The 11,703-nt window shown below is 68.9% G+C and carries 9 protein-coding genes and 2 pseudogenes; 5 read left to right on the plus strand and 6 right to left on the minus strand.

Annotation, left to right across the window (positions count from 1 at the left end):
- The first annotated feature begins 306 nt into the window (after window positions 1-306).
- The 3 genes and pseudogenes from QIT00_RS38120 to QIT00_RS38130 all read left to right on the plus strand — a co-directional run bounded on the left by QIT00_RS38120 (window position 307) and on the right by QIT00_RS38130 (window position 3,070).
- A complete protein-coding gene (locus QIT00_RS38120; RefSeq protein WP_282540104.1) occupies window positions 307-1,392 on the plus strand; it encodes an IS110 family RNA-guided transposase in 1,086 nt (361 codons plus the stop codon).
- Window positions 1,393-1,511: 119 nt separating this feature from the next.
- Window positions 1,512-2,375, plus strand: a pseudogene (locus QIT00_RS38125) (ROK family protein); the annotation flags it as partial.
- Window positions 2,372-3,070: an N-acetylmannosamine-6-phosphate 2-epimerase gene (locus QIT00_RS38130; protein WP_282540097.1), complete on the plus strand. Its 699-nt coding sequence runs from the start codon at window positions 2,372-2,374 to the stop codon at window positions 3,068-3,070. The pseudogene QIT00_RS38125 and the gene QIT00_RS38130, both read left to right, overlap by 4 nt.
- 320 nt (window positions 3,071-3,390) lie before the next feature.
- Here QIT00_RS38130 and QIT00_RS38135 read toward each other — a convergent pair whose 3' ends face one another.
- The 5 genes from QIT00_RS38135 to QIT00_RS38155 form a co-directional block, all read right to left on the minus strand.
- Window positions 3,391-4,218, minus strand: coding sequence for an SDR family oxidoreductase (locus tag QIT00_RS38135; protein WP_282540098.1), 828 nt, complete (start codon window positions 4,216-4,218; stop codon window positions 3,391-3,393).
- A complete protein-coding gene (locus tag QIT00_RS38140) occupies window positions 4,215-5,342 on the minus strand; it encodes an MBL fold metallo-hydrolase (RefSeq protein WP_282540099.1) in 1,128 nt (375 codons plus the stop codon). Before QIT00_RS38140 ends, QIT00_RS38135 begins: the two co-directional genes overlap by 4 nt.
- 75 nt (window positions 5,343-5,417) lie before the next feature.
- Complete coding sequence (locus QIT00_RS38145) at window positions 5,418-6,428, minus strand: AraC family transcriptional regulator (RefSeq protein WP_282540105.1); 1,011 nt, start codon at window positions 6,426-6,428, stop codon at window positions 5,418-5,420.
- Between the two features lie 541 nt (window positions 6,429-6,969).
- Window positions 6,970-7,653 carry an ABC transporter ATP-binding protein gene (locus QIT00_RS38150; RefSeq protein WP_282540100.1) on the minus strand — a complete coding sequence of 228 codons (684 nt, stop codon included), beginning with the start codon at window positions 7,651-7,653 and terminating at the stop codon, window positions 6,970-6,972.
- A complete protein-coding gene (locus QIT00_RS38155; protein ID WP_282540101.1) occupies window positions 7,650-8,738 on the minus strand; it encodes an ABC transporter permease in 1,089 nt (362 codons plus the stop codon). The genes QIT00_RS38150 and QIT00_RS38155 overlap by 4 nt, the downstream gene beginning before the upstream one ends.
- A 171-nt stretch (window positions 8,739-8,909) precedes the next feature.
- Here QIT00_RS38155 and QIT00_RS38160 point away from each other — a divergent pair, with 171 nt between their 5' ends.
- Together QIT00_RS38160 and QIT00_RS38165 are read left to right on the plus strand one after the other, a co-directional pair.
- Window positions 8,910-10,142 carry a sensor histidine kinase gene (locus QIT00_RS38160; RefSeq protein ID WP_282540102.1) on the plus strand — a complete coding sequence of 411 codons (1,233 nt, stop codon included), beginning with the start codon at window positions 8,910-8,912 and terminating at the stop codon, window positions 10,140-10,142.
- Window positions 10,139-10,774: a response regulator gene (locus QIT00_RS38165; protein WP_282540103.1), complete on the plus strand. Its 636-nt coding sequence runs from the start codon at window positions 10,139-10,141 to the stop codon at window positions 10,772-10,774. Before QIT00_RS38160 ends, QIT00_RS38165 begins: the two co-directional genes overlap by 4 nt.
- A gap of 412 nt (window positions 10,775-11,186) precedes the next feature.
- Here the strand turns inward: QIT00_RS38165 and QIT00_RS38170 are convergent.
- Window positions 11,187-11,703 (minus strand): annotated as a pseudogene (locus tag QIT00_RS38170) (alpha-isopropylmalate synthase regulatory domain-containing protein); the annotation flags it as partial.

Genomic DNA, 11,703 nt, shown 5'->3' on the forward strand with positions numbered 1-11,703 from the left:
GCGGAACACCGTCGAACGGGCCATCAACAAGCTCAAGCACGCACGAGCGGTTGCCACTCGCTACGACTGTGAGGATGACAGTGCTGTCCCGGTGGTGGTCTGACCCGCGCTACGACTGACTGTCATGTCCTGCGTCTTGATCTGTCGATCACCGTCCGGGACGGCTCTCGCTGCCGCCAGGCCGGCGGGTGTGTCCCGATAGGGGCCTTCGCGACAGGCACCGTCACAGTCCTGACCACCCTGCCGGCCCGGCGGCGGCCACCAGCCCTCCGGTTCGATGGCAGGAGACCGATGACCAGTGCCAGCATGGCCCAGCCGTTCCGATTGCACCATGACCGCCACCGAGAGGTCGTGCTGGGCGTCGACACGCACAAGGACGCACATGTGGCAGCCGTCGTCTCCGCGACGGGCAAAGTGATCGGCTCCCGCAGCTTCCCCACCACGGCCGACGGCTATCAGCAACTGCTGGACTGGGCCCACTCGCACGGCACGGTCGATCGAGCGGGAGTGGAGTGCACCGGCTCCTATGGAGCTGCCCTGAGCCGCTTCCTGCAGAGCAACGGTCTCACGGTGATCGAGGTGAACCAGCCGGACAAGGCCACCCGGCGTCGGCGAGGCAAGACCGACGCCATCGATGCCGAGTCGGCAGCGCATGCCGTGCTGTCCGGCAGGGCCACCGCAACGGCGAAGCTCGCTGACGGCCCGGCCGAAGCACTCCGGCTCTTCAAGGTGGCCAAGGTTTCCGCGGTCAAAGCCCGCACCCAGGCCATCAATCAGCTCCGAGCCGTCCTCGTGACGGCAAGCCCCGACTTACGAGAGGCTCTGAATGGACTGACCATCCCCAAACTCGTCCGAGCCTGCATCGCACTGCCGAAGGCTGCGACCGGCACGACCACTGCGGCGGCTGTCTTCACCCTGAGGCTCCTGGCTCGCCGCGTTGAAGAACTCGATGACGAAATCGCAGCCTTGAAGCAGCAGATCACCGACGTGATCAGCCAGCACGCGCCCGAACTGCTCGAATGCTATGGCGTCGGCCCGGACACCGCGGCAACCCTCCTCATCGCCACTGGCGACAATCCTCAACGACTCCGCAGCGAAGCCTCGTTCGCCTCACTCTGCGGCGTCAGCCCAGTCGAAGCCTCCTCTGGCAAGACACAGCGCAGAAGGCTCAACCGAGGCGGTGACAGGCAAGCCAACTCGGCCCTCTACACCATCGTCCTGGCCCGTCTCCGCTGGGAGAACCGCAGCCGCAGCTATGTCGAGCGACGCATCGCCGAAGGCAAGACCCGAAGAGAAGCCATCCGCTGCCTCAAACGCTACGTCGCCCGAGAGCTCTACACGATCATCCTCCGAGCCCACACCATGCCCCAGGGCCAACCCTTGGCTGCTTGAAATCCATAGGGGCATCAAGCGCGGCTACGTCTTCCTCGGCACCGCCACCGCAGCAGCCCTGGTCAACTGGCTCGGCACATGATCGGCCGGACAAGGCCTAGTCGGGGGGCGACGGGACCACCATTCTGGCCCGGCACAGTCTGCCCACTCCGGCGGCCGAAGGTTCCGAGGCTGTGCTCGACGCTCTGGCCGAGGCCGCCGACACGGTGCGCGGACAGGAGGCTGCTGCCGTAGGTGTCGCCGCGGCCGGCGTCATCGACCCCGTGACGGGAACCGTCACCAGCGCCACCGATACCATCCGCGACTGGGCCGGAACAGCCCTCGCCGCCGGTCTGGCCGCCCGCACCGGTCTGATGGTCGCCTGCGACAACGACGTACGCGCCGCCGCTGCGACCGAAGTGGCGGCGCTGAGCGGACCTGACGGATCGCTTCTCTACGTGTCCGTCGGGACTGGTGTCGGCGGTGCCGTCGCCGTTGCGGGGCGCCTGCTGCACGGTGTCTCCGGGATGGCCGGACACCTCGGACATCTGCCGAGCCCCGAAGCCACAGGTCTGCCCTGCACGTGCGGAGCCACCGGCCACCTCGAAGCCATAGCGGCCGGGCCCGCCATCGCCGCCCGCTACGCCCACGCCACGGAGACGACGGCCGGACCGCTCCAGCGAGTCGCCGCGTACGCCGGGCATGGCGACCCGCACGCCGTGTCCGCCATCACCCTCGGGGCGCGGGCAATCGGACGCGCGATGGGCGGCCTCGCCAACGCATTCGGCCCCGAGCGCGTCGTCGTCGCGGGCGGTGTCCCGCGCATCGGCGCGCTGTACTGGGACGCGCTGTGCGAAGCGTTCACCGCCGAACTCATGGCGCCTCTCCGAGAGTTGCGGCCGGTTGCGCCTCACGTCGGACATGACGCGGCCGTCCTCGGCGCCGCAGCCCTCACCCACACCTTGCCCCTGCACACCCCCAGCACCAATGGAGCGTCCCGATGACCGCCACCTCGCTCGCCGATTCACTAGCCGGCCGTCTCGTCGTGTCCTGCCAGGCACCGCCCGGCGACCCCATGCGCCAGACCGACACCCTCGTTCGCATGGCCCGTGCCGCTCAGGACGGCGGTGCTGCTGCCGTCCGCGTCAACGATCCCGTCGTCGTCGCGGCGACCGTCGCTGCCGTCGACCTCCCGGTGATCGGCCTGTGGAAGGACGGCGACACCGGCGTCTTCATCACCCCCACTGTGCGACACGCCCTTGCCCTCGTAGCCGCGGGAGCCAAGATCGTCGCCGCCGACGCCACCGCGCGTCCACGTCCGGACGGGAGCACTTTCACGGAGCTCGTCGACGCCGTCCACAACGCCGGAGCCCTGGTCATGGCCGACGTCTCCAATCTCGCCGAAGGACGTGCCGCAGCCGCGCAGGGAGCCGACTTCGTGTCGACGACTCTCTCCGGCTACGTACCCGGCTCCCCGCAGCAGACCGCGCCGGACCTGAACCTCGTCGCCGAGCTCGCCGCGGCCGTGGACGCTCCCGTCGTCGCCGAAGGACGCATCGCGACTCCGGCTCAAGCCGCCGAGGCGCTGGCCAGGGGCGCCTCCAGTGTGGTCGTCGGCACCGCCATCACGGCGCCCACCGCGCTCACCCGGCTGTTCGTGACAGGGCTCGGCGGGCCAGTGACCTCGAAGGCGGCGTAGTCGGCGGGTGGTGTGGTCGAGCATCGCGGTGTTCATGTGCGCGGTCTGGGGAGCGTCGTTGATGTCGGACCGACCATGGGCTTCTCCATGCAGGCTCAGGCCCCCGCCGCAGGGCTCGGCGTCGTCGAATCGACCTGGGACTCTTAGCCCCATGAAGCGCTGACTCTCCCGCTCTGTGCGGGGCCCAGACGTCATGCCGTCCAGGCCCCGCTCACGCCTTCCTGCGACGGAGCTACACCTCGCCACCGGTCGCTTCTCGTCGCTGCCCGAGGGTCTGGTGCGGGGCGGGGTGCCGGTGCCAAGGGGCGGCCCGGCACCCGTCACCTTTGACGAGCGGACTTCGCCAGCATCTTCCGCTGCACCCGCCTGCCCTGCCATGCCGCCAGCGCGACGGCCCTCAGCCCGAAGGAGGGGAAGGCATCCGCTGTGCGCACCTGCAGCCCCCGCCAGCCCGGCACGGCGGTGACCGGGCGTGGGCGGTCCAGCACCTTACGCACCGCGTCGACCACCTCCTCGGGCATGAGCAGTTTGCCGGAGAAGGACAGTGCCGACGCGGGGTCGTCGAGCTTGTCGTGCAGCATCGGGGTCCAGATGCCGTCGGGGCAGACGCAGGAGATCTTGATTCCTTTGATCCCGGCGAGGCGCAGGTCGGCGAGCGTGCTCAGGCTGAAGCCGATCGCGGCGTGTTTGGACGCGGCGTACACCGCCTCGCCCGGGACCGCGGTCAGTCCCGCCAGCGACACGACGTTGACGATGTGCCCGCCCGTGCCTCGCATGGCCTCGATCGCAGCGACGGTGCCGTTGATCGTGCCGAGCGCGTTCACCTCCAGCATCAGGCGGCGTACGTCGGGCGACTGCTCCCAGGCCGGTCCGGTGACGAGTACACCGGCGTTGTTGACCCACACATCCAGGCGGCCGGCCTCCGCCACGATACGGTCCCTCGCCGCGGCGACTTGGACCTCGTCACGCACATCGACGGCGGCCCACAAGACGCCGGAGCCGAGCTCAGCCGCAGTGGCGCGCGCCGCCTCCTCATCGACATCGGTCACCAGCACCCGGTGGCCGCGCTCGACCAGGGCTGCGGCGATCAGCCTGCCGAGGCCGCGGCCCGCCCCGGTGACCACCGCGCCCGCCCGGGAGCGGTTCATCCACGACCGCCCTTGATCTCGCCGTAAGAGATTCCGCCATGGACATACGTGGGCACAACCGGCCAGAACCGCTTCCACGGGGCCAGCTCGGTCGAGGGCAGGATCTGCAGCCAGCGCGGGTCCGCCTTGCAGCGGTCGGCGAGGGTCTTCTCCTTGACCATCGAGTCGTACTGGTCCAGCGAGTCCTCCAGCGTGTTCGCGTTGGGGCAGATCTCCCGGCCGAAGGACTCGTGGTAGCGCCGCACGCCGGGAATCTTGGACAGCTCCGGCTGCCAGTTGTCCAGCGAGATGCCGTTCTCCGAGGACACCCACACGCCGTCGGGGGTGTTGAGCACCAGAGAGTGGTTGCCGTCGGTGTGCCCAGGGGTCCACAGCAGGGCGACGCCGGGACCGAGCTCGATGTCCCGATCGAAGGTGACGAACTTGTCCGGGTCGACTCCGCCGAGGCCGCCGTCCACGTACCACGCCCACTGCATGGGGTGCAGGGACTCCAGTGTCGCCAGCTCACGCTCGTGCACGAGCATACGTGCCTCGCCGAACAGCGGTTTGCGGGGCGCCCGTTCGCCCTCGATGACCTCGGTGGAGCCCAGGATCATCCGTGGGTCCTGCACGTGCAGGTGGTCGAAGGTACAGAAGTCGATGTCGTCCTGGGCGAGTCCCAACTGGCTCAGGACGTCGCCGGGTTCCGCGTAGTACCTCAGTACGGTCCGCTCCAGCAACTTGCCGCCGGGGACCTTGTCCATGACCCTCTGGAGGTTGCGGTAGAAGGGCGCTTCCGCTGATCCGTCCGGCACTGTCGGCTCGAAGACCAGCGTCCTGGGGCGGCCGTCGAAGTCGTCGTACTGCACGACGATCATGCGGTTGATCATTGAGATCAGCGGGAGCGAGGGCACCGAGACGGCGTCGTGGAAGGCGTACTTGACCGGGTACGGTGCCGCGGCGATGTCGACCGACTTCACCGCGCGCACCTGGCCCTCGGCCTTGAAGCGTTCCTTGTACGCGGCGGCGGCCTCGCGGACCGCCCGCAGCCGCTCGCCGCGCGGCCACACGTCGTGAACACCGTCGAACTCCGGGATCGGCCGTGCGCCGATCCCGGTCAGGTGGTCGGTTCCGGCTGTCGCCATGGGCCACTCCTCACTCTCGTAGAGCCAGCAGGATGCCCTTCCTGGCACGACGGGACTTGTTTCAGCGCGACAATCTCAGTGAGCGCCACGCGCTCGGCGCCGGAGTTGGGTCGCAGTGGTGCCCTGCCACCGACGTACGGCGTGGCTGAGGGCGGACTGGTCGGCGAACCCGGACATCGCGGCGATCTGTCCGAGGGGCAGGTGAGTGGTCGTGATGTAGCGCAGCGCGAGATCCCGCCGTACGTCATCCGCGATCTCCTCGAAGCTGGTCGACTCCGCGGCCAGTCGCCGTTGCAGCGTGCGGGGATGCATCGTGAGGAGGCGTGCGATGTGGCCGATCGGAGCGGGAGCGGCGCCGATGCTCCCCGTCAGGGCTCGTCGGACATGCGTGGAGATCAAGCGCTCCGGGTCCGTGTGGTGACCCTCCAGATAGTCCACAGCGAGCCGGCGGATCGCCGCGTTCGCGCTGCGGAACTCCTCGTCGAGGAGCCGCCGCTCCACACGAAGTGCGGCAGTAGGGCACCCGAACCTCACGTCCGCACCGAAGTATTCGGTGTACCGGGACAGCGGCGACACGGGCTGGTGCGGCAGTTCAATCGACCGAAGGCCGGTCAGACTACCGATCAATGTCACAGCCACTCGATGAAAGAGTGCGAGTCCGAGCTCCATGGCCTGTGATGAGTACGGGGACTCCCGCAGATCTTTCCGATAGGTCAGCGTGACCACCTCCCGGCGACCGCGCGGATCCGGTTCCACACCGATGCTCAACGCCGGGCTGTGTACAAACATGAAGCGCGAGGCACATTCCATCGCTTGCGCCACCGTGGATGACGACTGAATGGCCAGTGCCAGCCGGCCGAGGATGCTGAGATCCTGGCTGCAGGCCAGGCGTAGGCCGAAATCCGGGCATCGAAGATCACGTGCGACCGCGTCGAGCATCAGGTCGTGGCTGGTGATCGGGACGAGTCCCTCCTCGGAGGTGAGTGCCTCGGGGGAGATCGTGAACCGCGCTGTGAACTCCGCAGGGTCACCGCCCAGCTCCTCGACCAGACGTGCGAACCCGCGCAGGCTGGCTCCCCGAATCATCGCACCCACAGGGCGATGCTAACTCCGCCGTGCGCGGTCGAGGAGCGGGCTGCACATGGGGCGCCGGTCCGGCCTGCGAGGAGCGTCAGGGCCCGACTGGAGCGTGGCAGATCACACAAGATCGTCATGAGCACCCCATTCGACGGTGCCTGACTCCGCCCCCAGTGCACTTCCGGTGCGCCGAGTGTTCCTCTGCCGGTCGCTGATGGACAACGTCGAATGGGCCTCGGATACGAGCCGCTGTTAGGCCCGGCGCATGTTGACTACGACACCAAGTGCGGACACCCAGGAACCTCTACCGCTGTTCCAGAAGAAGCTGTCGGCACGACGTTGGTGATGTCATCTGCAGGCCGCTGTCAGATGGAGGAGACCTCCACGCGGTGAATCCATGACCGAACTCGGCCAGGCAGGCACCGAGTAGAGGCGATCGCTAGGAAGCCTTCGCCTGCAACCGGTGACCATGCCGGAGCGTGTCCTGCACTGATCCCAGTGGCGACCGAGCCGTCAACACCCGGTCGCCGCTTGCCCCTTGAGAGGGGGACTATCGAGCGTCGGCGGGGAGACGGAGACGGCCGTCGTGGACTTCGGCGACCTGATCGACTGCGGTGAGGTGGGAGCGGTCGTGGGTCACCAGGACGGTCGCTGTGGCCTGCTGGTGGGTGAGCCGGGTGATCAACTCGATGACGGCGGCGCCGCGTTCGTGGTCGAGGGCGCTGGTGGGCTCGTCGACAAGGAGCACAGTGGGGTCGTTCATCAGGGCGCGAGCGATGTTGATGCGCTGGCGCTGGCCGCCGGAGAGCTGGTGGGGGCGGCGGCCGGCTTGGTCGGCAAGGCCTACGGCGTCGAGCAGTTCCATGGCCCGATCGCGGGCGGTGCGCGGCTTGCGGCCGTCGATCTGCGCCATGACCTGGAGCTGTTCGGCAGCGCTGAGGGAGGGCAGCAGGTTGGGCTGCTGGAAGACGATGCCGATCTTGTGGCGGCGCAGGTCCGTGAGTTCGCCGCGGGTCATGCCGGTGGTGACGGTGCCGTCGACGGCCACGGTGCCGGCATCGGGGGTGATGAGGGTGGCGGCGACCGCGATCAGGCTGGACTTGCCGGAACCTGAGGGGCCGACGACGGCGGTCAGGCTGCCCTTGGGCACCCGAAGGGTGATGTGGTCGAGCGCGGTGAGGCGAGAGTCACCGTCGGGGTAAGTCAGGGTGATGTCGGTCAGGTTCAGGCTCATCGGGTGCTCCCCAGGGCGGTCAGCGGGTCGACGGAGGTGATGCGGCGGATGGACAGAGCGGCGCCGAGCGCACCGAGCGCGATCATCACGGTGGCCGGGACGAGGACGGTGGCGGGGGTGAGGAGGAAGGGCACGGCCGAGCCGGCGACGAGGGCGCCGATGCCGGCGGCGATGCCGGTGCCGATGAGCGTTCCTCCGGTGAGCAGCACGACGGCCTGGCCGAGCGCGTCCTTCAGCAGGTTGGAGGTGGAAGCGCCGAGTGCCTTCAGGACGGCGACGTCGCCGCTGCGCTGGATGGTCCACACGGTGAAGAAGGCGCCGATGACCAGGGCAGAGATGGCGAACAGGAAGCCGCGCATCAGCTGCAGGGAGCCGTTCTCCGAGGTGTAGGAGCCGATCGCGGACAGCGAGTCGTCCTTGGAGACGGTCTTGGTGCCCGCCGCCTGGTCGGTGGTCTTCACGTCGGCGTCGGAGGTGGTGTTCAGGGCGATGACGGTAGCGGTCGGCCCGTCGGACTCTCCGGCGGGTGGCGCGGTGTTCTGCCAGGTGTCGAGGCTGGTCCAGATGACCGGGGTGTGGCTGAAGGAGGCATCTCCGCTCACCGCCGCGACGGTCACCTTCTGTCCGGCCAGGGTGAAGCTGTCGCCCGCCGTGACGCCGAGTTCGTCGGCAGCGGTGGTGGACAGGACCGCCGCGTGGTCGTCGATCTTGTCGCTGTCGGGAGCGAGGGAAGAGCCGGGCTGCACGCCGTAGGCCGAGACCCCGGTGCTTTTGTTTACGGCGCTTGCCTTGGTGGTGGTGATGCCCAGCGGTTCGGCGTCGCTCACACCGGGCGCCTTCGCCCACTGCTTCCATTGCTGCTCGGTGACGGTGGAATTGGAGTACGACAGGTCCTGGCCGCTGCCGGGAGCGTTGAACGCGATCTGGTTTGCGGGCAGGCCTGTGATCGCGGAGATGTTCTGTTGGCCCAGCCCCGCAGTCAGCCCGGACAGCAGCCCGACCAGCAGCGTGATCAGCACGATGACGGTGCCCATCAGGGCGAAGCGCCCCTTGGCGAATTTCAGGTCTCTCCAGGCGACGAACACGGCGTTGACCTGCCCTTTCAAATGGTGGAAGCGGTATGTCTCCACCCTCGCGGCCAAGCCCCCGCCCAGGCATCTGGCCCAGGACAGCACTTGCCGCACCGAAAGACGGCACGCCGGTTGTAACTTTCGACAGAGGCCCCGCCGGGAGCGTCTCCATAGGCTGGCAGGACTGTGAACACCACCGCCCCCACCTTGACCCCCACCAACCGCGCCCTCGCTTGGTGCCTGCACCTGCTGGTCGTCGGTCTCCTCGCCCTGGCTGCCGTCCGGGCCGTGGCCGATCACCGTACTCACGCAGGCTGGGTCGTCGCCGCAGCCGCACTGTGTGCCCTTGTGTACGCGATGGGCCCCGTGCTGCCAGGCATAAGCCGCTCACGGCGGGCTGCCGCACTGTGGCTGACGGTTGTGGGTGCTGCCTGGCTGGTGCTCCTGGCGCTGTCTGCTGACGGGGTGTGGGTGGCGTTCCCGCTGTACTTCCTCCAACTCCACCTACTGCCCCGACGCGCCGCCCTGGCCGCCGTGGTGGCCACCGCTGCGGCGGCCATCGCCGGATTCGCCGCCCACCAGGGTTCCCTCAGCGCGGCCATGGTGATCGGCCCGGCGCTCGGCGCCGCAGTGGCAGTGGCCGTGGTGGGGGGATACCAGGCCCTGTACCGGGAAAGCGACCAGCGCAGGCGACTGATCGAAGAACTCACCGCCACCCGCGCCGACCTGGCAGCGGTCCAGCACACCGCCGGTGTGCTGGCCGAACGTGAACGGCTTGCCCGCGAGATCCACGACACCCTCGCCCAGGGCCTGTCCAGCATCCAGTTGCTGCTGCGCGCCGCCGAACGCGCCCTGCCCGACACACCGAACAGCGCCGCTCGCTACGTCGGCCAGGCCCGGCAAGCCGCGGTCGACAATCTTGCCGAGGCCCGCCGTTTCGTCGCGGCCCTCGCCCCGCCCGCCCTGGAGGGCACCAGTCTGGCCGACGCCCTGGAACGCCTGTGCGCCAGCACAAGCGCCCGCCACCGGCTCACGGCTCGCTTCCATCGGACCGGCGTCCCCGCACACCTGCCGATCGCGCACGAGGTCGCGCTGCTGCGCATTGCGCAGTCAGCCCTCGCCAACACTGTCCGCCACGCCGAGGCCGCCACCGTCGAAATCACTCTCAGCTACCTCGGTGACCATGTCGCCGTGGACATCGTCGACGACGGACGAGGCTTCGACCCGGCGCGCCTGCCTCCACCCGACCCCGAGACCGGCGGGTTCGGCCTTGCTGCGATGCGCGCCCGCGTGAACGCCCTCGGCGGCACCCTCTCCGTCGAATCCACCCCTGGTCACGGCACCGCCCTGGCCGCCCAACTGACCCTCGACCCTGCACCCGACATCACATCCGACCCCGCACCCGAGGCCCGCTCATGAGCGACACTCCCATCCGCCTGCTCCTCGCCGACGACCACCCCGTCGTACGGGCGGGACTTCGCGCCGTACTGGAGACCGAAGACGGCATCGAAGTAGTGGCCGAGGCCGCTACCGCCGAGGCAGCCATCACCCGTGCCGCCGAAGGCGACATCGACGTCGTCCTCATGGACCTCCAGTTCGGCAAGGGCATGAACGGCGCCGAGGCCACTGCCGCGATCACCACCCGCTCCGGCGCACCCCGCGTGCTGATCGTCACCACCTACGGCACCGACGCCGACACCCTTCCCGCCATCGAAGCCGGGGCCACCGGCTACCTCCTCAAGGACGCCCCACCCGAGGAGCTGGCAGCAGCCGTCCGCACCGCCGCAGTCGGCCGCACCACGCTGGCACCCAGCGTGGCCGACCGGCTGATGAACCGTCTGCGGACTCCGGGCACCGTCTTGACCCGTCGCGAGAGCGAAGTCCTTGCCCTCGTGGCCGAGGGCCTGTCCAACCAGGGCATCGGTGACCGACTCCACCTCACCGAAGGCACCGTCAAATCTCATCTGGCCCGCATCTACGCCAAACTCGGCGTCGACTCCCGAACCGCTGCCGTCGCCGCCGCCACCGAACTCGGCCTGATCCGGCGGTAAGGGGCACGGCGGAGCGCCCGACCGATGGCGAGAACCCTCGAACGCCTTGTCTTCAGCGTTGCGCTGGCCGGCTCCGGACAGGCGCTCAGGACCCGCCCGGGCCCCCGCTGACCTAGAGGAAAACGGGCCGTGGCTCGGTGACGGCCAGCACATCCACCATTCGATTGAGCCTGCTGCGCGCGCGTGCGGCCTGGGCCCGTGGCACCCGGATCTCGGCGGTGGCCCTGGAGACGTCCGCCACCCCGTACGAAAGTGCCAGCACCGACATGCTGCTCAGCGTCGCGGCGATCCGGGCCAGCGCTCCACGGCTGTCCCGGAGTGTCACCGTGAGTGAGCACACCGAGTCGCCCGCGGACACCGCTGTGTCATTCTGGGCAGACTCAGAGGGCGCGTGCGCCCTGGCGACGAGCCGAGCGCACAGGAGGCCGTACGCGAGGGCCTCCTGCAGCGCCTCACAGGATGCAGCGAGTACGTTGTCCGCGACTCCGACCGTCTGCCACGCGCTCTGCCCGTCCGTGACACTGACCAGCACACGGATCCTCGCCGCGGTGCCACGGTGGCCTTCGAGAATGCGGACCTTGTAGTCGATCAGCTCGAACCGCGACACTCTCGGGTGCGTTGACCGCAAGGCCCCGCGGAGGGCACGGTCCAAGGCATGGACCGGGCCGTTGCCTTCCGCGGTGGCGACGGTCCTTTTGCCATGGGCGGTGAGTTTCACCGTGGCTTCCGCACCCCGCGGTACACCCGGCCCGTCCTCGGTGATTACGCGCCATGACTCCAGCTCGAAACCGGTGTCGTGACGGCCCTCGGCCTCCTCGCGGAGCAGCAGCTCGAAGGAGGCGTCGGCGGCCTCGTACGAGTACCCCTTCAGTTCGCGCTCCTTGACGCGCTCCACGACCCGGCCGACGAGGGCGCGGTCGCCGCCCAGC

This window comes from Streptomyces luteolus, assembly GCF_029968015.1.
Lineage (GTDB): Bacteria > Actinomycetota > Actinomycetes > Streptomycetales > Streptomycetaceae > Streptomyces > Streptomyces luteolus.

What these genes read in the sequence shown, in the direction of transcription:
- QIT00_RS38120 (WP_282540104.1), top strand. Translation starts at nt 307, where the DNA reads ATGGCCCAGCCGTTCCGATTGCACCATGACCGCCACCGAGAGGTCGTG.
- QIT00_RS38130 (WP_282540097.1), top strand. Translation starts at nt 2,372, where the DNA reads ATGACCGCCACCTCGCTCGCCGATTCACTAGCCGGCCGTCTCGTCGTG.
- QIT00_RS38135 (WP_282540098.1), bottom strand. Translation starts at nt 4,218, where the DNA reads ATGAACCGCTCCCGGGCGGGCGCGGTGGTCACCGGGGCGGGCCGCGGC.
- QIT00_RS38140 (WP_282540099.1), bottom strand. Translation starts at nt 5,342, where the DNA reads ATGGCGACAGCCGGAACCGACCACCTGACCGGGATCGGCGCACGGCCG.
- QIT00_RS38145 (WP_282540105.1), bottom strand. Translation starts at nt 6,428, where the DNA reads ATGATTCGGGGAGCCAGCCTGCGCGGGTTCGCACGTCTGGTCGAGGAG.
- QIT00_RS38150 (WP_282540100.1), bottom strand. Translation starts at nt 7,653, where the DNA reads ATGAGCCTGAACCTGACCGACATCACCCTGACTTACCCCGACGGTGAC.
- QIT00_RS38165 (WP_282540103.1), top strand. Translation starts at nt 10,139, where the DNA reads ATGAGCGACACTCCCATCCGCCTGCTCCTCGCCGACGACCACCCCGTC.